The sequence below is a fragment of the Parasphingorhabdus sp. genome, from assembly GCF_048267785.1.
Classification (GTDB): domain Bacteria; phylum Pseudomonadota; class Alphaproteobacteria; order Sphingomonadales; family Sphingomonadaceae; genus Parasphingorhabdus.
This window is the reverse complement of sequence record NZ_JBLWWU010000002.1, coordinates 1-21,386: the sequence shown is the minus strand read 5'-3', so window position 1 is coordinate 21,386 and position 21,386 is coordinate 1. Positions and strand designations below refer to the sequence as shown.

Sequence of the window (21,386 nt, the reverse complement as noted above, 5' to 3'; positions counted from 1 at the left end):
ACAATGAGAACGGTATCGGGCATCCAGCCAACGGGAAATCTTCATCTCGGCAATTATCTGGGCGCGATCAAGAACTGGGTGAAGATGCAGGACGAGAGCGAGTGCCTTTTCTTCCTCGCCGACATGCACGCGATTACGGTGCACAATGACCCCGCCGAACTGTCGGCCAATTGCCGCGCAATGGTTGCGGTGCTGGTCGCCGCCGGCCTGGATCCGGAAAAGTCGGTTCTGTTCAATCAGGCCCGCGTGCCGGCGCATGCCGAACTGGCATGGATGCTGATCTGTAACACGCCGATGGGCTGGCTCGATCGCATGACACAGTTCAAGGAAAAATCGGGCAAGCATAAACAAAGATCCTCGCTCGGGCTTCTTGCCTATCCAGTGCTGCAGGCTGCGGACGTCCTGTGCTATCAGGCCACCCACGTACCGGTCGGCGACGACCAGAAACAGCATCTCGAACTGGCCCGCGACATTGCGACAAAGTTCAACAGTGATACCGGTACTGAAACCTTCGTCCTGCCGGAACCGTTCATCGGCAAAACGGCGGCACGAATCATGAGCCTGCGAGACGGCAAAGCAAAAATGAGCAAATCGGACCCCTCCGATCTCAGCCGGATCAACATGAGCGACGATGACGATACGATCGCCCGCAAGATGAAAAAGGCAAAGACCGATCCGGAACCGCTGCCCGACAACATGGCCGATCTCGCCGACCGCCCGGAAGCGAAAAATCTGATCGGTATCTACGCCGCGCTCGCGGATCAGCCGCAAGACGCGGTTATCGCCGAATATGCCGGCAAGGGTTTTGGCACCTTCAAGCCGGCACTGGCCGATCTTGCGGTGAGCAAATTGTCGCCGATCCGCCAGCGGTTCGAGGAATTGCGCAAGGACACCGATGCGATTGACGCAATTTTACGCGACGGATCCGAAAAAGCTTCGGCGCTGGCACGGCCAACGGTGGAAGCCGCCTATACTGCGCTCGGCTTGCTGAGAGACTGACGGCTTTTGCTGCACGGCCGTGAGCCCACCGGCGCAATAGACTTGCCTGCATCACCATTTCCGGTAAATGCTGGACCATGGATATTATCTCAATACGCGGCGGCAATCGCCTGTCCGGCACGATCCCCATTTCGGGAGCCAAGAATAGCGCCCTGACCCTGTTGCCCTGCGCGCTGCTGACCGACGAACCGGTCACTCTGCGCAACCTGCCCCGACTGGCTGATGTCGACAGTTTCGGGCATCTGCTCAACCAGCTGGGTGTTTCGACCACAATCGAGGGGGCACGGCCCGAGGATTTCGGCCGAGTGATGACGCTGAAAGCGGGCCGGATCACCTCGACCGAAGCCCCTTATGATATCGTCCGCAAGATGCGCGCCTCGATTCTGGTTCTGGGCCCGTTGCTGGCCCGCGCCGGTGAATGCCGGGTGTCGCTGCCCGGCGGTTGCGCCATCGGCAACCGGCCGATCGACCTCCATCTCAAGGCTATCGAAGCGCTCGGCGCGACGATCGAGACCACCAGCGGCTATGTGATCGCGCGCGTGCCCGACGGCGGCCTGCCCGGCGGGGATTTTACTTTTCCGGTCGTCTCGGTCGGAGCAACGGAAAATGCGCTGATGGCAGCGGTGCTGGCGAACGGAACCAGTGTCCTCAAGAACGCGGCACGCGAACCGGAAATTGTCGATCTCTGCAATATGCTGGTCGCCATGGGCGCGGAGATTGAGGGGATCGGTTCTTCGACCCTGACGATCAGCGGCGTTGAGCGGCTGCACGGCTGTACCTATCGAGTGATGTCGGACCGGATCGAAGCGGGAAGCTATGCCTGCGCGGTTGGTATTGCCGGCGGCGAAGTCGATTTGCTGGCTGCAAAAGCAGACGAAATGGAAGCGACACTCGATGCGCTGCGCCACGCCGGTCTGGATGTCGATATCCATGCCAAGGGAATCCGGGTCGCTTCGGATGGCAAGCTCAAACCGCTTACCCTTTCCACCGCGCCCTATCCGGGTCTGGCTACCGATATGCAGGCTCAATTGATGGCAATGCTCTGTCTTGCCGATGGCGCCAGCGTGCTTACCGAAACGATTTTCGAGAATCGCTACATGCACGTGCCCGAACTGAACCGGATGGGCGCCGATATCGAAACCAAGGGCCGCACCGCCGTAGTTCGCGGCGTCCAGAAACTGACCGGCGCACCGGTTATGGCCACCGATCTGCGCGCCTCGATGAGCCTGGCAATAGCCGGACTGGCAGCGGAAGGCGAAACCAAGCTGCAACGCATCTACCATCTTGATCGGGGCTATGAACGGCTGGAAGAGAAACTGGCGGCTGTGGGCGCCGATATCGAACGAATCGGCGGCGATTGATCCTCCTCCGCTAGCACTTATGGCAGCTTGTCATCACCGCGCTTTTGCCGTGTAGTCTCTCCATAATCAGGAGAGGATGAGTCCATGTTTACAGGACCGATAGAAGACCGCTTGGCCATCAGGGAATTGCACGATGCCTATTGCGACGCCGTGCTGCGCAGAGACCCCGACGACTGGGGCGCGCTGTGGACGGAAGATGCTATCTGGTCTCTCATGGGTACCGAAGTGGTTGGCCGCGAAAATATAGTCAATCTCTGGAACGGCGCGATGAGCCAATTCGATGCGGTCAGTTTTCTGGGCATACCTGCCTCTCTGGACATTAAAGGGGATACAGCCTCCGGCCGCTATCAAACTCATGAAATTTTAGTCGAGAACGGCGAACCCCGGGTAGCCGGTGGGCGCTATGACGATGAATTTGTCAAAGTCGATGGCCAGTGGCTGTACAGCAAACGCATATTTGTCGTCGTCGCTCAATTTGGCGGCAACAAGCTTTAGGAGAATTGAAGCATGGCCAAAATTTTGATCGCAGCCCATATCGATGTTGACCCGGCCAGACGGGAAGAATGTCTGAAGAAGGCGCAACCTTATATCGATGGTGCCCTGACGCAGGAAGGCTGTCTCAACTATAGCTGGGCAGCCGACATGCACAATCCGTCACGCATCGAAGTGTTTGAAGAATGGACCGACGAAGAAGCCCTCGCCCAGCATTTTCAGGACGTCCATTATGCCAATATGCTTGCCCATATCGGCAGCTTCGGCCTGATCAACGCCGTCAGTGCAAAATATCGGGTCGATGCCGAAGGCCCCGTTTACAACGCAGAGGGCAAACCCACGCCATCTTTTGACTAATATTAAGCAGGAACCTGTCATGAACGAAGCCGTGTCAAAATCACTTTTCCAGCCGGATATTCTGGTTGATCCGTTTGACTTCTATGAAGAAAAGCGAGCCGAAAGCCCGGTGTTCTTCGACGAAGCCAGCGGGACATATGTCGTGCTCGATTATGAGCTGATCTCGGAAGCTGTCGGGCGGCTGGATGATTTTTCCAACAATTTCAATGCCCTGCTCTCCGGTGGAAAATCCGAAGAAGAGCTTGAAAATGATGAGGAACTGCAGGCGATCCAGGCGAAAGGCTGGCCACAGGTCAATACCCTGCTGACCGCAGACCAGCCTGTCCACACACGGTTCCGCAAACTGGTCAATCTCGCCTTCTCCATGCCGAAGGTGAACAAGCTGGAAGACAGCATCCGGGCTATGTCAAACGAGCTGATCGACGGCTTTATCGACAAGGGTGAATGCGAATTTGTCGAGGAATATGCGATCCCGATGCCAGTGCGGACCATCGCCGTGCAACTGGGCCTCGACGTCGCCGATGCCCATACGATCAAGCGCTGGACCAACGCCTTTGTAGACCGGCTTTCCGGTATGATGACCCGCGAACGGCAATTGGAGACTGAACGCGAGGTGGTGGAATATCAGCACGCGCTGAAGGCCAATATGGATGAACGGCGCAAGGAACCGAAGAACGATATTCTTTCCGATCTGGTCAATGCCCGGGTTGACGGCGAACGGCCGCTCGATGACGCAGAGTCCCTGTCCATTGTCCAGCAGCTGATGGTTGCCGGCAATGAAACCACCACCGCGGCGCTGGCCGAAGGCATGCGCCTTTTTGCCACCCACCCGGACCAGTATAAGAAAATTCAGGATGATCCTTCGCTGATCCCCAATGCGGTGGAAGAAGTGCTGCGCATGTCCAGCGGCTCTTCCGGAATCTGGCGGGTGATGCACCGCGATGCCGAACTGGGCGGTGTCATGCTGCCCAAAGGAGCGATGGTGATGATGCGTTATCATGCCGCGAACCGTGATCCCAAACAGTTTGAAAACCCGAATGAGTTTCAGGTCGATCGAAAGAATGCCCGCACCCACCTCGCGTTTGGGCGCGGCATCCATATGTGTGTTGGCAATATGCTGTCGCGCAAGGAAATGACCGTATCCTTCCAGCAGTTCGCCAAACGGATGGACAACATCCGAATCAAGGAAGGCGCGGAACTCAATTACCCACCCAACATGATGCTGCGCGGACTGGCCAACCTGCCGATCGAGTTCGACAAGAAATAGGCTGAAAACAACAGGCCGGAGAACAGGAATAAATGATGGGTATGATGGACGGAAAAGTCGCACTGATTTCAGGCGGCGCAGAAGGCATCGGCGGCACCGCCGGACGGCGCGTTGTCGAAGAAGGTGGCTCGGTGATGCTGGCCGATATCCAGATCGAAAAGGCCAGAGAGCTGGCTGCTTCGCTGGGCGACCGTGCTGATGCGGTAGAGCTCGATGTGCGTAATCTCGACCAGTGGCAGGGGGCTGTGGACGCTACCAAGAAACGCTTTGGCAAGATCACCACGCTGTTCAACGTCGCAGGCATTTCAGAACCGGGCTCGGTTGACGAAGTTGACCTGGATAGCTGGAACCGGACCATCGATATCAACATGCAGGGCACTTTTTATGGCTGCCGCGTCGGCCTCCCCGCAATTCTTGAAAGTGGTGAAGACGGCACGATCGTCAATATCGGTTCGATGCTTGCCATGCGTCCCGGAGCCCAATTTGCTGCTTATTGTGCGAGCAAGGCAGCGGTCACCGCGCTGAGCAAATCGCTAGCCCTTCACTGTGCAGCCGAAAAATATCCGGTGCGGGTAAATACCGTACATCCCGGTGCGATCGATACGCCCATGTACCAACGCTATCTCGCCGCCTATCCCGGACCGCATGATGAAGCCGTCGAGCTGTTCAACCGGAACCATCCGATCAACCGGGTCGGTCAGGCTGTCGAAGTCGCCGATGCGATGATTTGGCTCGCAAGCGATCTGAGCAGCTTCACCACCGCAAATGATATCACCGTCGACGGGGGCGGAAGCTACCGCGAATAAAATGGGCAAAAAAAGGTGGCCGGAGCGGGCCACCTTTAATCACCGGACGAATTGAAATGCGATGCCCGGCGTTATTTGGTAAGATTTTTCAGACCTAGCGTCCGTTGCTCGCAACAATATCGACAACGGTTCCACCGCCCGAACGCTTGTTAAGCGTGATGACATAGGCGCTATCGTCCTCGCTTCTGGTGCCACCCAGAACATGTTCGCTGCCGCGCAGCAGATATTCGGCATCAAATCCGCCGCGCTTCGCCTGAGTATAATAATAGTCCACGACGCTCTTCATCGGTGAACTGGTTGTAAAACTGACCACGCGAATGTCGCAGAGACCACCTTCAACACCGGCGGCCTCCTGTACATTGGCTTTGGGGTAGACAGGAAATTCGGGTGGCATCCGGTTGGCCCAGCCCATGTCATAGCTCAATTTCTGATCGCACGTGCCCTTGCCGCGCCGTGCACTCTGCTGTTCCGCTTTCGCGCCCAGTGTCATGCCTTCGCTTCCGGCACAGCTGCTACATTCGTCGTCCGACGTCATCTGTCGGGGCTTTGGCGCGCTCAGCATTTTTCCCCCCAGGGCAGCAGCTTGGGCGGCCTTGTCGCCTGCATAGGCTGCTCCCGGTGGCACCGATCCGTCAGCCGGACCATTGGCTCCACGGATAGCGTTGCGGTTGGCCTGATCTGTGAGATCGGGATCAACCAATATGGCATCTTCCAGCGCATCATTCATCGCCGGGTCCGAAGTCAGATTGTCGTCCAGCTTTGCCAGTTCTTCTTCACTGGCTTCATTGCTGCCACAGGCAACAAGCGTCAGCGGCAGCGCAAATGCTGCTGCGGACAGCCAAAGGGAACGGGGTAGGTAAGACATGCGATTTGCTCCTGAATTTGGGGAACAGATGCATCAAAAAGCGTTAATATTCCGTTAGGGAATTTGGTTAATCCGGTGACTTGTTGTTAACCTTGTGTCCCATTTCGGGATTTTACCCGAACGTGTCCGGCCCGTCCATTTCGCCGAACCGGATCAGGCGGGATGTCAGCACTGCCGCCTGGCGATTGACCACCGCTTTTCGATATTCGGGATCCGTGACCATTTCCAAGAACGCGCCGCTGTTCGGATAATAGGCGATGAAGGAGGAATCCCACTGCTTGTCATCCGGCCCGGTTACCATGCATTCCATGTGCCCCCGCCATAGGATCGTGCCGCCCACGCGTTGGAATATCGGGCCACTGGTCTTGCCATATTCCTCATAAGCCCGCGCGCCGCTCCATCCCTTGTCGGCATTGGGGTGATCCGCAGGATATTGTGCCACCGCATTAAAACGCAGCAGATTGAGCATGTTGATCGGCACATCGCGCGGCAGCGCCTTGAATGCGTCGAAGCTTTCCCGCGTGGGATCCACAAAGCGATCTTCGGCCATTGTCCTTCTCTCCCTTACCATTCGGCCTGACAGAGTGGCCTACTGAAACTGCTTTCTGTTCTCCAACCATTGTTCGCGGGATTGTCCCCAGTCGTCAACCCGTGCATCCTGATAGGGTGCAGGCAGTTTGGTCGGCCCGCGATTGGTCGAACCCACTCGCTCAGCCAATCTGATCGAAGCAATGTTTTCAGGATCAATCGTGTGACAAATATCGCTCCAGCCGAGCGTATCGACGGCATAGTTCATGCTCGCAACAGCCGCTTCCAGAGCATATCCCCTGCCCGCATATTCCGGCGCGATGCCCCAGCCCACCTCTGTTCCGGGCCAGCCATCGGGATACCATGGGCCGATACGACCAATCCATTTACCACTATCTTTGAGGATCAGGGAAAACATCGCATAGCCACGTACATGCCATGCCCCGACCATGGAGCATAGATCCCGCCAGCTTTCGGCGCGGCTTTTGACTCCACCAATGAAAGTCATCGTAGCCTCGTCGGACTGGAACTGGGCCCACAGCTCAAAATCGTCGCCATTGGGCGGTCGTAAAATCAAGCGCTCCGTTTCTATTCTGATATCATCAATAGCCATTGCCCTCTCCCTGCAAACGCCAATCCTACTATGTGTTTTACAAATTGAAATGCTTGAAATGTAAGTGCTTTATGTTTATAACACAGTTATGGCTAATCTCATCTCAATCTTCATCGGCATCATCGCCCTTATCCTGTCCTTCATTGGCCTGGTTCCCCTGCTTGGCTGGACCAACTGGCTGATCCTTCCCTTCGCCGGGATCGGCGCGTTATTCGGGCTGATCTCCTCCCGCACCAGCGGTATGTATTTCTGCATCATTGTCATGGGCATATGCGCTTTACGCCTTTGGATCGGTGGCGGCATTATCTGATCCTGTTGCGGGGTTTTCCCGGGTATAGGATTTCTTGATTGCCCGGCAGCGATGCAAGGCTTAGTCGCCGCCATATGGCCACTGCCCTATCCACCAGCCGAATCGGTCTCATACAGGCATTGATTGCATTCCTGATCTGGGGCCTGATGCCGGTCTATTTCAAACTGCTGCAAAGCGTGGGCGCACTCGAAGTTGTTGCGCATCGCATCATCTGGTCGGTACCGCTGTTGCTCGTCATCCTCTATTTCCGCAAAAATCTTGGCGGTCTGAGGACAGCACTGGCCAATCGCAAAATGCGTTGGACGATGCTGGTCAGTTCCGGACTCATCGCGTTCAACTGGCTCATTTATGTATGGGCCGTGCACCAGGACCATATTCTCGCCTCCAGTCTCGGTTATTTTATCAGCCCGCTGCTCAGCGTCTTGCTGGGCAGGGTATTTCTCGGCGAGAAACTCACCCGCAACAAGTGGATCGCCATTGCATTAGCCGCCGTCGGCGTTTCCGTTCTGGCCGTGCAAGCGCTGGATACGCTTTGGATCAGCCTCACTCTGGCGATTTCATGGAGCTGCTATGGGCTGATCCGCAAAATCGCAGATATCGGACCTGTCGTCGGCCTGACAGCAGAGACCGGGATCCTGTTCCTCCCTTTCGTCCTGCTTCTGATCTGGCTGACCTTTGCGATGCCATCGTCTGCGACAAGCGTGCATCTCGGTGAGGATCATATCATTGACCTGTTGCTGATCGGCGGAGCTTTCGTCACAGCTGCCCCGCTGCTATTGTTCGCCGCAGCGGTCAAGAAAATGCCCTTCAGCACGATAGGATTGCTGAACTATCTCGCACCGACGATCCAGTTTCTGGTCGGCGTGCTGGTTTACAAAGAAGCGCTGACTGTTTCTCTCATCATCTGCTTCGTGCTGATCTGGATCAGCTTGGCGATCTATTCAACCGACAGCTTTCTCGCGGGCAAGACAGAGCGGAAAATCCATCCGGTCTGAATGTATTTCCGCCTCCCTGCCGGCGACTAACGATATTTCCAACAGGAGCGCCTAATAGCAACAAGCGGCAATTGGTCAGGATTGAGCGATTCGCCAGATCAATTCGGCCCCTGCATGGAAGGGAACGAGCGTGGAGTCGGCGGTTTCGAGGCTGTCAGGCACAGCCAAGCTGCCGCGTTTCAAGGTCACCCGATCTTCGTTGAGCGGCAAGCCGTAAAATTGCGGGCCATACACTGAGGCAAAGCCCTCAAGCCGGTCAAGTGCGTCTTCTTCGTCGAACACCGTTGCATAGCTCTCCAGTGCATAGGGTGCATTGAAAATCCCGGCACAGCCGCACGCCGATTCCTTGGCATGAACCTCATGCGGCGCGCTATCGGTTCCGAGAAAATATTTTCGTGACCCGGAGATGGCCGCCTTGCGCAGTGCCAGACGGTGCTGTTCCCGCTTCGCAACGGGCAAACAATAGGCATGTGGACGCATCCCGCCGGCGAACATCGCATTGCGATTGATATGGAGATGATGCGGCGTGATGGTCGCTGCGATATTCGGACCGGCGCTGTCAACAAACTGCACCGCCTGCTCCGTGGTAATATGTTCAAACACGATTTTCAGTTCTGGCAACGCAGCGATCAATTTTGCCAATACCCGCTCGATAAATACAGCTTCCCGATCAAAAATATCGATGCTGCCGTCGGTCACTTCGCCGTGGACCAAGAGCGGCATGCCTATATCCTGCATCCGCTCCAGCACCGGCATGATATGCGCCACATCGGTCACTCCGTGCGCGCTGTTCGTTGTGGCATTGGCGGGATAAAGTTTAGCGGCGGTAAAAATACCATCCGCATGGCCGGCAACAATATCGTCTGCATCGGCATCGTCAGTGAGATAACAGGTCATCAGCGGTGTGAAATCCGCATTCTCCGGCAACGCCGCCATGATACGTTCCCGGTAGGCCGCCGCACGGGAAGCGCTTGTCACCGGCGGTGAAAGATTGGGCATGATGATCGCCCGGGCAAATTGCCGGGCGGTAAACGGAGCGACAGCTTCCAGCATGGCGCCGTCGCGAAGGTGCACATGCCAGTCATCCGGGCGTCGAATAGTAATGGTATCGGTCATATAGCTCCGCGCATGGCTTGGTTTTTCGGTTCGCGCACCCTACCTAAATGCCATGACCGAAACCAGACTTAATGACCGCGCCGTCATCCGCCTCTCCGCTACCGACGCATCCGAAGATGTCCGGCAGTTTCTGCAGGGACTGGTTACCCAGGATATGGCGGCTGTCGAGCAAAGCGCCTCCCAATGGTCGGCACTGCTCACCGCGCAGGGGAAGGTGCTGTTCGATTTCTTTCTGTGGGCCGAGGGCGATGATATATTGATCGACTGCGAGAAGGAGCAGGCCGAGGGACTTGTCCGTCGTCTGAAACTCTATCGGTTACGGCGAAAGATCGAGATCGCTCTGGATGATTCGGTGGGCGTTCACTGGGCCTTGGCAGCCGAAAACAGGCCGTTCGATCCCCGGTTGGCAGCCTTGGGGCATCGCTGGCTGAATAGCCCCGATGATGGCGCGGGCGTGGATGAAGATTATCGGAAGCACCGCCTGTCGCTCGGTGTAACCGAGGGCGCCGCTGAACTTGGCAGCGACAAAATTTTATGGCTCGAATGCAACGCTGCGGAACTGAACGGCGTCAGCTTCACCAAGGGCTGTTATGTCGGACAGGAAAATACCGCACGGATGAATTACCGGCAAAAGGTCAACCGGCGGATGGTGGTGGTACCGCTGGAACAGGCTGATGAAAAGCGCCAGCGCACCGCTTATCCCGCATACGACCTGTCGGTGGAGCATCGGCGCGTCGATGATCTGCAGGGGCTGGATCTGCCCGCTTGGCTGGAAACCGCCATTCAGAAATAATATATTCGCTGTCCCGGCCTGACCGGGTTCTGCCGGCAATATGCGAAAATCCGCGAATTAGTGATGAGCGTCAGCCTTCGCTGCCATCCTCATCACCATAATATCCGCCGAAAAGCGCCTCAGGCAGCGTCGTTTTCTTCAACAGGTTGCTTCTTGGGAACCCGCTTTTTGCGCGCAGGTTTCTTTTCAACCTCGATCTCCGTTGCCTGTGAAATCGCCGGTGGCAAGGCGCTGGCATCGAGACCATTCGACTCGCCGTTCTTTTCATCCGTTTCCTTGCGCGATGCCGAATTTTCGACCTTGCGCGGACGACGGCTGCGAACCGGCTTTTTCTCTTCTGTCGCATCATTCGCGGCAATATCGCCGCTATCGTCACGATTTTCGGGATCGTCACGTTGAGGCCGCTTTTGCTGTGCTTGCTGCGGACGACCACGCTGATGATCGCCATCATTGTCATTGGAGTCACCCTGAGCGGAGCCGTTACCGCGATTATCACCACGCTGTTCACCGCGCGATTCTTCACGAGCGAGCCGCTGTTCTTCGCGGCGAGCGATTGTGTCGGCGTTCACGCGGAAATAATGATCGGCAAACTGATGATAATATTCGGCTTGGACGCGGTCGCCATTGACCTGCGCGTCCTGCGCCATTTTCTTGTATTTATCGAGCATCTGCGCAGCATTGCCCCGTGCGCGGCTATCGATCCGGTTATCCCGGTCTGCTCCGCCGCCACGATTACCCTGAGGACGGTTATTGGTGTTCCGGCCACGCCCACGGCGGCTAGGTTGACGATTGTTCATCAAATTTTAGGTATCCTTATACCGTTTATAAACTTGGTCTTTCTCAAGTTATAGCCACGCGCTGGTGGCAATTGCGCTGCAGACAACCCGTTCACAGCGGCCCATACAAGACAAATTCTCGCCGAAAACCAGCAAAATTATCAAGTTGGGGGCAGGCCAGTGATTTAGGGAAAAGCCAGAAATCATCTGCGCCTGAACAAGTCTTAGCGACTCGCTCCATCAAAACCAAGCCCTTTTTACGGGCGCAGGATTAACAAACGGTCATTTTCACCTAAATCCTTTTTTAATTCAATATCATAGCCATTTGCAATAGCCAATTCCGAAACTGGAACCGCTTGATCAAATCCGATTTCGACCATGGCTATACCGGTTGGTGAAAGCAGCTTTTCCAGCGCGGGAATGATGATCCGATAATCGTCCATCCCGTCGTCTCCCGCAAACAGGGCATTATGGGGTTCATATTGAGCCACATCGGCCGACAATTGCGCGCCCGTCGCGACATAAGGCGGATTGGCAAGCACCAGATCAAAGCCGGAACCAGAAGCCCCCGTCCAATCGGGCAACGTCCAGTCGAGCAGCAGAAACCTGGCCCGGTCGGCCATTCCCAGCGCATCGGCATTATTATGGGCAATCTGCAGAGCAGCCGAACTGGCGTCGATTCCAATACCGCTGGCCGCGGGAAATTCGCTGAGCGCAGCGAGCAGAAGCGCGCCACTGCCCGTGCCTAGGTCCAATATCCGCTGCGGATGTTGTGCTGCCAAGAGGCGCACCGCTTCCTCGATCAGCAATTCGCTGTCGGGGCGGGGGATCAGAACATCCGGCGTAACTAGAAAATCAAGCCCCCAGAACTCCTTCTTGCCGATGATATGGGCAATTGGCTCGGATGTCTGGCGGCGGCTGACCAGCGCAGAAAATATCGCGGGTACGGACAATTCCGGCAATTTCAACAGCAGTTCCGCCCGGTCGATCTGCAACGCATGCGCCATCAGCAATTCCGCGTCGAGACGGGGGCTGTCGGAAATTTCCGACAACTGTTGCGCTGCCGCACGCAGTGCCCCGGCGGCATCAGCCATCCAGATTGGCCAGCCGGCTGGCTTCATCCTCTGCGATCAGCGAATCGATTATCTCGCCAAGGGCGCTGCCCTCGACAATTTCGGGGAGCTTGTGCAGCGTCAGATTGATCCGGTGGTCGGTCACTCTGCCCTGCGGATAATTATAGGTCCGAATCCGCTCCGAACGATCGCCCGAGCCGACCATCGACTTGCGCGCTTCGGCTTCCTCGCTTTGCACAGCGTCTCGTTCCTGCTCGTAAAGCCGCGCGGCGAGCACCTTCATCGCCTGCGCCTTGTTCTTGTGCTGTGATTTGCCGTCCTGGCATTGCACCACCAGACCAGTCGGCAAATGCGTGATTCGGATCGCGCTGTCGGTCTTGTTGACATGCTGACCACCGGCGCCGCTCGCCCGATATGTATCGATGCGCAGATCCTCGTTGCGGATTTGCACGTCCACCTCTTCCGGCTCCGGCAGGATCGCAACGGTGGCCGCTGACGTATGAATACGCCCGCCGCTTTCCGTTTCCGGGACCCGCTGGACCCGGTGGACGCCGGATTCGAATTTCAGCTTGGCGAACACGCCCTTGCCCTGGATATTGGCGACAACTTCCTTGAACCCGCCGACTTCCGAGGCATTGGCGGAGATCATCTCGACCTTCCAGCCCTGGTCCTCGGCATAGCGCGTATACATGCGGAACAGATCACCGGCGAAAAGCGCAGCCTCGTCACCGCCGGTGCCAGCGCGGATTTCGAGCATTGCGGGACGGTCATCAGCACTGTCTCTGGGCAACAGTTGCAGCGCAAGAGCATGTTCAGCTTTTTCGAGCGCCTTCCTGACACTGTCGATTTCATCGGCGGCCATGGCCTTCATCTCGGCATCGTCGCCGGCAAGCATTTCGGTCAGGCCTTGCTGTTCGTCGCGCAGATTTTTTACCTGCGCAGCGGCTTCCGCGACCGGCTCGATCTCGGCATATTCCTTGGAGACGGCGACAAATTTATCGCTGTCAAGATCGCCGGATGCCATCATCGCCTGCAACTCGGCGAAACGCGCCTCGATCTGCGCCAGTCTCTGGGGAGTAATGGTGGTCAATCACTGTCTCCCGTCGACTGCACATCTTGTTCCAAAGCCACGAGTTCGGAGTCGAGATCATCAAGATCATCAGAAAATCTCAGGTCCCACATTTTTTCCGTAATCTCTGCGACATCCAGTCCGGTCTGCTCGCCGGTCGCCAGATTTTTGAACTGCAGCTTGCCGGACGCCAGTTCGTCTTCGCCGATGATGATTGCCGCCAATGCGCCCGCCTGATTGGCGCGCGCCATCCGTTTCTTGAATTTTCCGCTTCCGAAAATGTCGGTTGAAAATCCGGTTTTGCGCAGTTCGTTCGCCACCGACAGCGCCTTGACCGTGGCATCATCGCCCATCGGCACGATGGCAAGCTCCAAGGAAGCTTCCGGCGCTTCGGACAGCAACATCCCAAGCCGCTCAATCCCGGCAGCCCAACCCACGGCCGGCGTCGCCGGGCCGCCGAGTGTCTCGATTAACCCGTCATATCGCCCGCCAGCCAGCACGGTTCCCTGCGCGCCCAGCCGGTCGGTCACAAATTCAAACGCCGTATGCCGATAATAGTCGAGCCCGCGCACCAGACGGCTGTTACGCGTCCAGGCTACGCCACAGGCGTCCAGTCCTTCGGTCACCTGTGCGAAAAAATCTTTCGCCTCGGTCGAAAGATAGGCGTCAATATCCGGCGCGCTATCCGCAATCGGGCGGTCCTGCCGTTCCTTGCTGTCGAGAATCCGCAGCGGATTGCGCTCCAACCGGTCCTGGCTGTCTTCCGACAGGTCCTTGCGGTGCGCCTGAAAATGCTCGACCAGAGCATCCCGCCACGCATCCCGGCTCTCCGCATCGCCCAATGTATTGAGCTGCAAGGTCACGCCATCATCAATACCCAGCTCCTTCAAAAGCTGATCGGCGAAACAGAGCAGTTCGACATCCGCCGCCGCTTCGCCTGCGCCGATAATCTCCGCATCGAGCTGGTGGAACTGACGGTAACGGCCCTTTTGCGGCCGCTCATAACGGAACAGGGGTCCGTGCGCCGAGAGTTTCAGCGGCATATGCTGCTGCCAGCCATTGGTCAGGAAGGCACGTGAGATGCCCGCTGTAAATTCAGGCCGCAATGTCAGGCTGTCGCCGCCGCGATCCTCAAAACTATACATTTCCTTCGACACGACATCGGTGGTCTCACCGAGCGAACGGGCGAAGACTGCGGTCGGTTCGAAGACTGGCATCTGCACGCCCCTGAACCCGTAGAGTCGCCGTACCCGATCAAAGGTTTCCACGACATGCTGGAATCGCTCCTGATCTTCGCCAAATATATCCTGCGTGCCGCGCACGGGCTGGGGTGTCTGTATTTTTGCCATGGAGAGCGCTTTAGCCAGAGAAGCGGCAAAGCGGAAGTGACTTATTTCCACCAAGCCTCTGGACGAAAGTTGCGGAAAGCGCCATTCAGGCGCTCTCTTTTCTATAGGGGTTTTCTAAGCATGCGTCTGGTTGGCATATTGGGTCTGATCTTGGCTATCGCCGTTTCTACAACAGCGGCTGCAATGCCGGCCCGTCTTAGCAAACCCAGTTATGTCCCGCCGCAGCAAACCATTCCCGCGCCGCAGGACATAACCTATCCCGGCACCATGACCTTGACCGTCGATGCCCGTGATCACGATCAGGGCATATTCCGCATTACCCAGACGATCCCGGTGGCAAAAGCGGGTCGCCTCACCCTGCTCTATCCCGAATGGCTCCCCGGCAACCATGCGCCCCGCGGCGAGATCGAGAAAGTTACCGGACTGGAATTCTCCGCAAATGGCAAAAAACTGGCGTGGATCCGCGATGATTTAGATGTCTTCGCCTTTCACCTGACGATCCCGGAAAATGTCGACGCGGTTACCGCAAAATTCCAGTTTGTCTCTGCCACCACCAGCAGCCATGGACGGATTGTCATGGCACCAGCCATGCTCAACCTCCGCTGGCATCAGGTTTCGCTATATCCGGCCGGCTATTACGTACGACAGATTCCGGTAGAGGCTACCGCCATTTACCCGGATGGCTGGCAAGCCGCGAGCGCAATGCGGCCAAAATTACGGACCGGCAGCACGATTGTGTACGAAAAGACCGACTATGACACTCTGGTCGACAGCCCGGTTTTCGCTGGCCAATTTTTCCAGACCCATCAGCTGACCAACCGCGTGCATCTCAATATCGTTGCGGATGATGCAAAATTCCTGAAGCCTGAAAAGCAACAGCTCGCACACCATGTCAAACTCGTCAAAGAAGCCGAAGCGCTATTCGGCAGCCATCCATATGACCGCTATGATTTTCTCCTTGCGCTCACCGACGATATGGGTGGCATCGGACTGGAGCATCACCGGTCATCCGAGAATGGCGTAACTCCGGAATATTTCACCGACTGGGATGCCGGCCCGGGCCGACGCAACCTGCTGCCACACGAGATAACCCACGCTTGGAATGGCAAATATCGACGTCCGGCCGGCATGTGGACGCCCGATTTCCGGCAACCGATGCGCGACAGCCTGCTGTGGGTCTATGAAGGACAGACGCAATTCTGGGGCTATGTGCTCGGCGCACGATCTGGACTCTATTCGAAGCAGGATACGCTCGATGCCCTCGCCGCTATCGCCGCGGGCATGGACCAGCGAGTAGGACGGAAATGGCGCCCGTTGATTGACACCGCCCATGATCCGATCATCGCGGCGCGACGGCCCAAACCCTGGACCAGCTGGCAACGATCCGAGGATTATTACAACGAGGGCTTGCTGATCTGGCTTGAAGCCGACCAGATCATCCGGCGCGAATCGGGTGGAAAAAAATCGCTGGAGGATTTTGCAAAGCTGTTCTTTGGCGGCAAAAATGGTGATTGGGGCGTGGTTACCTATGAGCAGAAAGATGTCGTCGCCGCGCTCAGCAAGATCCAGCCGTATGACTGGGAAAAGTTCATTGAAGAGCGGGTGTACCGGACCGCGACAGAAGCGCCCAAAAACGGTCTCGTCCTCGGCGGTTACCGGCTCGTCTATGTCGATACGCCAAGCGCCTATATTCTGGCCAATGACAAACGCCGCAAGCAGCTCGATCTCAGCTACAGCATCGGTCTGATCATGGGCGGCAAGGGCACGATCAAATCGGTGATCTGGGACAGTCCGGCGTTCAAGGCAGGCCTCAAATCCGGCCTCACTATCTCGGCCATCAACGGCAAGGCCTATAGCGACGAAGCGCTAAAACAGGCGGTCGCGGAAAATCGCGGGGCAGAAGGCATGATCGAAATTTTCGCCAAAAATGGTGAAGCCTACCATAATTTTATGGTCGACCATTCCGGCGGCCTGCGCTATCCGGCGCTGGAAAAAATCACCGGAGAGGGTGCTGATCAAGAAGGCGGCATAGACCGGCTATTGCAGCCAAAAACCAGATAAGGACCACCTTTTTCATGGATATTAATAAAATTCCGACTGGCGATAACCCGCCAGAAAGCCTGAACATCGTTATTGAAGTCCCGGTTGGCGGCGAACCGGTCAAATATGAATTTGACAAGGAATCCGGCGCGCTGTTCGTTGACCGAATTCTCCACACACCGATGCGCTATCCGGCCAATTACGGCTTCGTTCCCCACACTTTGTCGCCCGATGGGGACCCGCTTGATGCGCTGGTTGTGGCGCGCTCGCCGTTCATGCCCGGCTGTGTGGTTCGCTGCCGGCCGATTGCAGTGCTCAACCTCGAAGACGAACATGGCGGTGACGAAAAACTGCTCTGCGTTCCGATCGACGCCACCTTCCCTTATTATCGCAAGATCGACGAAGGCAATGATCTGCCCGAAATCGTGATGCAGCAAATTGAACATTTTTTCACCCATTATAAAGATCTTGAGCCTGAAAAATGGGTCCGGGTTGGCAAATGGGGCGACGCCGACGAAGCCAAGCGCGTGGTGCTGGAAGCGATCGAACTGGCGAAATCCACGAAATGAACGTGCTCCGGATGATCGGGGGGGTGATAGCGCTGTCGGTAATGGCTGGCTGTGCTACCCCGGAAACCCGGGTGCGTAACGGGCTAATGAGCGCCGGGCTTTCGGCCCCGGTATCTGCTTGCATGGCGGACCGGATGGTTGATCGGCTGTCGCTCGGGCAACTCAATAAGCTGAGCGGTCTCGGCAAGCTGAAAAATCGCGATCCCGGCGAGATAACGCTCAAGGAATTTGTCAGGGAGACCCGGTCGCTGCAGGATCCGGAAATTCTGGGCGTCGTCACGTCATCCGGATTGATCTGTGCGGTCAAATAGGCGCAGCGCGACAATGGCCGGCATCTCCATTCGGGCAGCAACCAGCGATGATGCCCCAAGCCTGCCCGAAATAGAAAGTGCGGCAGCAAAGGCCTTCCTGTCGGTCCCGGGTCTGGAATGGATTGCCGGCGAAGCCCCGATGTCAGCCGATTCGCACCGGATTTATATTGCCGAAGGCAGCGTATGGGTGGCGATGAAGGACGGGCGCTGCATCGGCTTTCTGACGAGCGCGATTTTTGACGACGCCTTGCATATCATCGAACTGTCGGTCGCGGACGGCTATCAGGGCCAGGGGGTCGGGCGGCGCCTGATGGAGACAGCGAGAGAATATGCTGCTGAAAAGCATAGACAGGCCCTTACCCTGACCACGTTCCGCGACCTGCCGTTCAACGAGAATTTTTATCACAATATGGGCTATCAGACGCTGGAATCAGCCGAAATTCCAAATCGACTCGCGGACATACTGACCGCGGAAATCGAAAATGGTCTGCCGGGAAATCGCCGCTGTGCCATGCGATTGACGCTTTAGTTTGCCCGCCGCCAAGGCGGGTCTGGCGAAACCAAGCGCGTCATGCTTGAAACAATCGAACTGGCGAAATCCAAAAAACCAACGTGATCCGGATGTATGGGGGGGGGTGATAACACTGTCAGCACTGGCGGCCTGCGCCACCCCCCCGAAACGCGGGTGCGTAATGGGCTGATGAGCGCTGGACTGTCCGCTCCGATATCGGCCTGCATGGCCGCCGGGCTTTCGCCGGGGCAACTCAATAGGCTGAATGGTCTCGGCAAGCTCAAGAAACGCGAGCCGGGCGATATTACGATTAAGGAGTTTGTCAAACAGACGCGCGCGCTTCAGGATCCGGAAATCGTAGGAGTTGTCACCAGTTCGGGCGTTATTTGCGCTATCAAATAATCGCCTGATCAAAAATGCGAGTGAAATTCAAGCCATATAGCCAATGGAGGGCTGGAAATCCCCCCCCAACTATGCTTTAGCCCTCCGCGAGACTCTCTATTTCCACCAATGAAAGGCGTCGCCTCTCTCCATGAATATCCACGAATATCAGGGCAAGGATCTGCTTGCCAAACACGGCATCGCCGTTCCTGCCGGCTATGCAGCGCTCACCGTTGATGAAGCGGTCGCCGCAGCCGAAAAACTCCCCGGACCGCTTTATGTTGTAAAAGCCCAGATTCATGCGGGCGGACGCGGCAAAGGCAAGTTCAAGGAACTTGGCCCTGATGCAAAAGGCGGCGTAAGGCTGGCGAAATCCATTGAAGAGGTCCGCGCCAATGCCGAAGAGATGCTCGGCAATACATTGGTCACGATCCAGACCGGTGAAGCCGGCAAACAGGTCAACCGCCTCTATGTCACCGACGGCGTTGATATCGAAAAGGAATTTTATCTCTCGATGCTGGTCGACCGGGCCAGTGGACGGATCGCGATGGTTGTGTCCACTGAAGGTGGAATGGATATCGAGGAAGTTGCTCACTCCACACCAGAGAAAATCCGCACGATCACCATTGATCCGGCGCAGGGCTTCATGCCCCACCACGGTCGCGCAATCGCTTTTGCACTCCAGTTGAAGGGCGACCTCAACAAGCAGGCGCAAAAGCTCGGCAAGAAACTTTACGACGCCTTCCTCGCGATGGATTGCGAAATGGTCGAAATCAATCCGCTGGTGGTTACCGAAGATCAGCAGCTGATCGTGCTCGATACCAAGATGAGCTTCGATGGCAACGCGCTGATGCGTCATCCCGATCTCGCCGCACTGCGGGACGAAACCGAGGAAGACCCTGCAGAGGTCGAAGCCAGCAAATCCGACCTCGCCTATATCAAGCTCGACGGCAATATCGGCTGTATGGTCAATGGTGCGGGTCTGGCTATGGCGACGATGGATATCATCAAGCTCAACGGCGCATTCCCGGCCAACTTCCTTGACGTAGGCGGTGGCGCGACCACTGAAAAAGTGACCGCGGCGTTCAAGATCATCCTGGCCGATCCTGCGGTCGAAGGCATTCTCGTCAACATCTTTGGCGGCATCATGAAATGCGACATCATCGCCGAAGGCATTGTCGCCGCAGCCAAGGAAGTCGATCTTTCCGTGCCTCTGGTCGTGCGTCTTGAAGGTACCAATGTCGAGAAGGGCAAGGAAATCCTTGCTGGGAGCGGCTTGCCGATCGTGTCGGCCGATGACCTCGGCGATGCAGCGAAGAAGATTGTTGCACAGGTGAAAGAAGCCGCCTGATCGGACGGAAGACAAAAGGCCGTTCGTCCCGAGCCTGTCGAAGGATGATGGAGTGCGTAATTCCGTACTTCGACACAAGCTCGGTACGAATGGCACTTGCCCTGGTGGCAAAATCGATAATGCTGCACCGCAGCGGAAAACTTGACGTTTACGTGAACGTAAGTTAATCGCGTAGTGAAATTTAGAAAAAGGAAACAGCAATGAAAATCCTGGTGCCCGTAAAACGGGTGATAGATTATAACGTGAAACCGCGGGTCAAATCCGACGGCAGCGGCGTCGATCTCGCCAATGTCAAAATGTCGATGAACCCGTTTGACGAAATCTCCGTCGAGGAAGCTATCCGCCTGAAAGAGGCCGGCAAGGCAGAAGAAATCGTCGCGGTTTCGGTTGGCCCGCAAAAGGCGCAGGAAACATTGCGTACCGCCCTCGCCATGGGTGCGGACCGGGCGATCCTCGTGGTCACCGACGAAGAAGTCGAACCTCTCGGCGTCGCCAAGATCCTCGCGAAAATCGTCGAAGAAGAATCCCCGCAGCTGGTCATTACCGGCAAGCAGGCGATTGACGACGATTCGAACCAGACCGGCCAGATGCTCGCAGCCCTGCTCGGCTGGGGTCAGGGTACGTTCGCCAACACCGTTGAACTCGAAAGCGACAGCATCACCGTCAAGCGCGAAATCGACGGCGGCCTGCAGACGGTCAAGCTGAACCTGCCCGCCGTGGTCACCACCGACCTGCGCCTCAACGAACCGCGCTATGCATCGCTGCCGAACATCATGAAGGCGAAGAAAAAGCCGATGGATGAGAAAACGCCAGCCGATTACGGCGTCGACATCAGCCCCCGTCTGACCACCATCACCGTCACCGAGCCACCGGTTCGCCAGGCCGGTGAAAAGGTCGAAGACGTCGATGCGCTGGTCGCGAAACTCAAAGCTGTGGGAGCCATTTAACCGTTTGAGCCCAATCACCCCCGTTCATCCTGAGCTTGTCGAAGGATGGTGGGACAAGGTGCTTCGACAGGCTCAGCACGAACGGAATGGAACAAGGATTTAAGGAGTTACAAAAATGAAAACTCTAGTTTTAGTCGAACATGACAATAGTAACATGAAGGACGCGACGCTGGCCGTTGTCACCGCCGCGTCGCAACTGGGCGAAGTCCATGCACTGGTCATCGGCTCCGGCTGTGGCAGCGTTGCCGAACAGGTTGCCAAGGTCGCTGGCGTTGCCACCGTCCATGTCGCCGACGACGCCGCGCTCGCCAATCAGCTCGCGGAAAATGCCGCGCCGCTGATCGCCGGCCTAATGGACACGCATGACGCGTTTCTCGCGCCCGCCACCACCACCGGCAAGAATATCGCGCCGCGCGTCGCAGCCCTGCTCGACGTCATGCAGATCAGCGACATTCTCTCGGTCGAAAGCGAAGACACGTTCACCCGGCCGATCTACGCCGGCAACGC

Annotated in this window: 24 protein-coding genes and 1 pseudogene; 17 read left to right on the top strand and 8 right to left on the bottom strand. The window is 56.7% G+C overall.

The features are described 5' to 3' along the window. Positions 1–3 precede the first annotated feature (3 nt). The 6 genes from trpS (at position 4) to ACN0VD_RS02130 (ending at position 5,282) form a co-directional block, all read left to right on the top strand. Positions 4–999: a tryptophan--tRNA ligase gene (gene trpS / locus ACN0VD_RS02155; protein WP_417591134.1), complete on the top strand. Its 996-nt coding sequence runs from the start codon at positions 4–6 to the stop codon at positions 997–999. Between the two features lie 77 nt (positions 1,000–1,076). Continuing rightward, positions 1,077–2,360 (top strand): UDP-N-acetylglucosamine 1-carboxyvinyltransferase, encoded by a 1,284-nt coding sequence (gene murA / locus ACN0VD_RS02150; protein ID WP_417591132.1) that lies wholly within the window; start codon positions 1,077–1,079, stop codon positions 2,358–2,360. Positions 2,361–2,444: 84 nt separating this feature from the next. Continuing rightward, complete coding sequence (locus ACN0VD_RS02145; protein ID WP_417591130.1) at positions 2,445–2,855, top strand: nuclear transport factor 2 family protein; 411 nt, start codon at positions 2,445–2,447, stop codon at positions 2,853–2,855. Between the two features lie 12 nt (positions 2,856–2,867). Then, on the top strand, positions 2,868–3,209 hold the full coding sequence (locus ACN0VD_RS02140; protein WP_417591128.1) for a putative quinol monooxygenase: 342 nt from the start codon (positions 2,868–2,870) through the stop codon (positions 3,207–3,209). 19 nt (positions 3,210–3,228) lie between these two features. Further along, on the top strand, positions 3,229–4,476 hold the full coding sequence (locus ACN0VD_RS02135; protein WP_417591126.1) for a cytochrome P450: 1,248 nt from the start codon (positions 3,229–3,231) through the stop codon (positions 4,474–4,476). A gap of 32 nt (positions 4,477–4,508) precedes the next feature. After that, a complete protein-coding gene (locus tag ACN0VD_RS02130; RefSeq protein ID WP_417591124.1) occupies positions 4,509–5,282 on the top strand; it encodes an SDR family NAD(P)-dependent oxidoreductase in 774 nt (257 codons plus the stop codon). A gap of 94 nt (positions 5,283–5,376) precedes the next feature. On the opposite strand, the gene ACN0VD_RS02125 is transcribed toward ACN0VD_RS02130, so the two are convergent. The 3 genes from ACN0VD_RS02125 to ACN0VD_RS02115 all read right to left on the bottom strand — a co-directional run bounded on the left by ACN0VD_RS02125 (position 5,377) and on the right by ACN0VD_RS02115 (position 7,288). Further along, positions 5,377–6,147 (bottom strand): hypothetical protein, encoded by a 771-nt coding sequence (locus ACN0VD_RS02125; protein WP_417591122.1) that lies wholly within the window; start codon positions 6,145–6,147, stop codon positions 5,377–5,379. 112 nt (positions 6,148–6,259) lie between these two features. Next, a complete protein-coding gene (locus tag ACN0VD_RS02120) occupies positions 6,260–6,697 on the bottom strand; it encodes a DUF1330 domain-containing protein (RefSeq protein ID WP_417591120.1) in 438 nt (145 codons plus the stop codon). Positions 6,698–6,736: 39 nt separating this feature from the next. Then, positions 6,737–7,288 (bottom strand): GNAT family N-acetyltransferase, encoded by a 552-nt coding sequence (locus ACN0VD_RS02115; RefSeq protein ID WP_417591118.1) that lies wholly within the window; start codon positions 7,286–7,288, stop codon positions 6,737–6,739. Positions 7,289–7,376: 88 nt separating this feature from the next. On the opposite strand from ACN0VD_RS02115, the gene ACN0VD_RS02110 reads away from it, so the two are divergent. Further along, entirely contained in the window at positions 7,377–7,598 is a 222-nt protein-coding gene (locus ACN0VD_RS02110; protein WP_417591116.1) for a hypothetical protein, read from the top strand. A 38-nt stretch (positions 7,599–7,636) separates the two neighbouring features. Beyond that, complete coding sequence (rarD, locus tag ACN0VD_RS02105; protein ID WP_417591114.1) at positions 7,637–8,593, top strand: EamA family transporter RarD; 957 nt, start codon at positions 7,637–7,639, stop codon at positions 8,591–8,593. A gap of 75 nt (positions 8,594–8,668) precedes the next feature. Here rarD and pyrC read toward each other — a convergent pair whose 3' ends face one another. Then, positions 8,669–9,709 carry a dihydroorotase gene (pyrC, locus tag ACN0VD_RS02100; RefSeq protein WP_417591112.1) on the bottom strand — a complete coding sequence of 347 codons (1,041 nt, stop codon included), beginning with the start codon at positions 9,707–9,709 and terminating at the stop codon, positions 8,669–8,671. A 52-nt stretch (positions 9,710–9,761) separates the two neighbouring features. Here pyrC and ACN0VD_RS02095 point away from each other — a divergent pair, with 52 nt between their 5' ends. Next, on the top strand, positions 9,762–10,502 hold the full coding sequence (locus ACN0VD_RS02095; RefSeq protein WP_417591110.1) for a YgfZ/GcvT domain-containing protein: 741 nt from the start codon (positions 9,762–9,764) through the stop codon (positions 10,500–10,502). 119 nt (positions 10,503–10,621) lie between these two features. Here the strand turns inward: ACN0VD_RS02095 and ACN0VD_RS02090 are convergent, their stop codons facing one another. The 4 genes from ACN0VD_RS02090 to hisS form a co-directional block, all read right to left on the bottom strand. Then, entirely contained in the window at positions 10,622–11,299 is a 678-nt protein-coding gene (locus ACN0VD_RS02090; protein ID WP_417591108.1) for a DUF4167 domain-containing protein, read from the bottom strand. Between the two features lie 236 nt (positions 11,300–11,535). After that, positions 11,536–12,372 (bottom strand): peptide chain release factor N(5)-glutamine methyltransferase, encoded by an 837-nt coding sequence (gene prmC, locus ACN0VD_RS02085; RefSeq protein ID WP_417591106.1) that lies wholly within the window; start codon positions 12,370–12,372, stop codon positions 11,536–11,538. After that, positions 12,365–13,441 carry a peptide chain release factor 1 gene (gene prfA / locus ACN0VD_RS02080; protein WP_417591104.1) on the bottom strand — a complete coding sequence of 359 codons (1,077 nt, stop codon included), beginning with the start codon at positions 13,439–13,441 and terminating at the stop codon, positions 12,365–12,367. The genes prmC and prfA overlap by 8 nt, the downstream gene beginning before the upstream one ends. Beyond that, positions 13,438–14,769: a histidine--tRNA ligase gene (gene hisS / locus ACN0VD_RS02075; protein WP_417591102.1), complete on the bottom strand. Its 1,332-nt coding sequence runs from the start codon at positions 14,767–14,769 to the stop codon at positions 13,438–13,440. The genes prfA and hisS overlap by 4 nt, the downstream gene beginning before the upstream one ends. Before the next feature lie 120 nt (positions 14,770–14,889). Between hisS and ACN0VD_RS02070 the strand changes: the two genes are divergently transcribed. The 8 genes and pseudogenes from ACN0VD_RS02070 to ACN0VD_RS02035 all read left to right on the top strand — a co-directional run. Then, a complete protein-coding gene (locus ACN0VD_RS02070) occupies positions 14,890–16,830 on the top strand; it encodes a M61 family metallopeptidase (protein WP_417591100.1) in 1,941 nt (646 codons plus the stop codon). Positions 16,831–16,844: 14 nt separating this feature from the next. After that, the gene (gene ppa, locus ACN0VD_RS02065) at positions 16,845–17,378 is read left to right on the top strand and encodes an inorganic diphosphatase (RefSeq protein ID WP_417591098.1); all 534 of its coding nucleotides are present in this window, start codon (positions 16,845–16,847) and stop codon (positions 17,376–17,378) included. Positions 17,379–17,389: 11 nt separating this feature from the next. Continuing rightward, positions 17,390–17,689, top strand: coding sequence for a hypothetical protein (locus ACN0VD_RS02060; protein WP_417591096.1), 300 nt, complete (start codon positions 17,390–17,392; stop codon positions 17,687–17,689). Positions 17,690–17,702: 13 nt separating this feature from the next. Next, positions 17,703–18,218, top strand: coding sequence for a GNAT family N-acetyltransferase (locus ACN0VD_RS02055; protein WP_417591094.1), 516 nt, complete (start codon positions 17,703–17,705; stop codon positions 18,216–18,218). A 96-nt stretch (positions 18,219–18,314) separates the two neighbouring features. Then, positions 18,315–18,602, top strand: a complete 288-nt coding sequence (locus ACN0VD_RS02050; RefSeq protein ID WP_417591092.1) for a hypothetical protein — start codon at positions 18,315–18,317, stop codon at positions 18,600–18,602. A 130-nt stretch (positions 18,603–18,732) separates the two neighbouring features. Further along, positions 18,733–19,932: an ADP-forming succinate--CoA ligase subunit beta gene (gene sucC, locus ACN0VD_RS02045; RefSeq protein ID WP_417591091.1), complete on the top strand. Its 1,200-nt coding sequence runs from the start codon at positions 18,733–18,735 to the stop codon at positions 19,930–19,932. A 200-nt stretch (positions 19,933–20,132) separates the two neighbouring features. Continuing rightward, complete coding sequence (locus tag ACN0VD_RS02040) at positions 20,133–20,879, top strand: electron transfer flavoprotein subunit beta/FixA family protein (RefSeq protein WP_417591089.1); 747 nt, start codon at positions 20,133–20,135, stop codon at positions 20,877–20,879. A gap of 115 nt (positions 20,880–20,994) precedes the next feature. Continuing rightward, a pseudogene (locus tag ACN0VD_RS02035) lies at positions 20,995–21,386 on the top strand (electron transfer flavoprotein subunit alpha/FixB family protein); the annotation flags it as partial.

Excerpts from the sequence above, each read along its gene's own strand:
- ACN0VD_RS02145 (WP_417591130.1), top strand. The coding sequence starts at position 2,445 with ATGTTTACAGGACCGATAGAAGACCGCTTGGCCATCAGGGAATTGCAC.
- ACN0VD_RS02140 (WP_417591128.1), top strand. The coding sequence starts at position 2,868 with ATGGCCAAAATTTTGATCGCAGCCCATATCGATGTTGACCCGGCCAGA.
- ACN0VD_RS02115 (WP_417591118.1), bottom strand. The coding sequence starts at position 7,288 with ATGGCTATTGATGATATCAGAATAGAAACGGAGCGCTTGATTTTACGA.
- murA (WP_417591132.1), top strand. The coding sequence starts at position 1,077 with ATGGATATTATCTCAATACGCGGCGGCAATCGCCTGTCCGGCACGATC.
- ACN0VD_RS02095 (WP_417591110.1), top strand. The coding sequence starts at position 9,762 with ATGACCGAAACCAGACTTAATGACCGCGCCGTCATCCGCCTCTCCGCT.
- ppa (WP_417591098.1), top strand. The coding sequence starts at position 16,845 with ATGGATATTAATAAAATTCCGACTGGCGATAACCCGCCAGAAAGCCTG.
- ACN0VD_RS02070 (WP_417591100.1), top strand. The coding sequence starts at position 14,890 with ATGCGTCTGGTTGGCATATTGGGTCTGATCTTGGCTATCGCCGTTTCT.
- ACN0VD_RS02120 (WP_417591120.1), bottom strand. The coding sequence starts at position 6,697 with ATGGCCGAAGATCGCTTTGTGGATCCCACGCGGGAAAGCTTCGACGCA.
- trpS (WP_417591134.1), top strand. The coding sequence starts at position 4 with ATGAGAACGGTATCGGGCATCCAGCCAACGGGAAATCTTCATCTCGGC.
- prmC (WP_417591106.1), bottom strand. The coding sequence starts at position 12,372 with ATGGCTGATGCCGCCGGGGCACTGCGTGCGGCAGCGCAACAGTTGTCG.
- ACN0VD_RS02135 (WP_417591126.1), top strand. The coding sequence starts at position 3,229 with ATGAACGAAGCCGTGTCAAAATCACTTTTCCAGCCGGATATTCTGGTT.
- ACN0VD_RS02060 (WP_417591096.1), top strand. The coding sequence starts at position 17,390 with ATGATCGGGGGGGTGATAGCGCTGTCGGTAATGGCTGGCTGTGCTACC.
- ACN0VD_RS02130 (WP_417591124.1), top strand. The coding sequence starts at position 4,509 with ATGATGGGTATGATGGACGGAAAAGTCGCACTGATTTCAGGCGGCGCA.
- ACN0VD_RS02125 (WP_417591122.1), bottom strand. The coding sequence starts at position 6,147 with ATGTCTTACCTACCCCGTTCCCTTTGGCTGTCCGCAGCAGCATTTGCG.
- ACN0VD_RS02050 (WP_417591092.1), top strand. The coding sequence starts at position 18,315 with ATGGGGGGGGGTGATAACACTGTCAGCACTGGCGGCCTGCGCCACCCC.
- ACN0VD_RS02040 (WP_417591089.1), top strand. The coding sequence starts at position 20,133 with ATGAAAATCCTGGTGCCCGTAAAACGGGTGATAGATTATAACGTGAAA.
- hisS (WP_417591102.1), bottom strand. The coding sequence starts at position 14,769 with ATGGCAAAAATACAGACACCCCAGCCCGTGCGCGGCACGCAGGATATA.
- sucC (WP_417591091.1), top strand. The coding sequence starts at position 18,733 with ATGAATATCCACGAATATCAGGGCAAGGATCTGCTTGCCAAACACGGC.
- pyrC (WP_417591112.1), bottom strand. The coding sequence starts at position 9,709 with ATGACCGATACCATTACTATTCGACGCCCGGATGACTGGCATGTGCAC.
- ACN0VD_RS02055 (WP_417591094.1), top strand. The coding sequence starts at position 17,703 with ATGGCCGGCATCTCCATTCGGGCAGCAACCAGCGATGATGCCCCAAGC.
- ACN0VD_RS02090 (WP_417591108.1), bottom strand. The coding sequence starts at position 11,299 with ATGAACAATCGTCAACCTAGCCGCCGTGGGCGTGGCCGGAACACCAAT.
- ACN0VD_RS02110 (WP_417591116.1), top strand. The coding sequence starts at position 7,377 with ATGGCTAATCTCATCTCAATCTTCATCGGCATCATCGCCCTTATCCTG.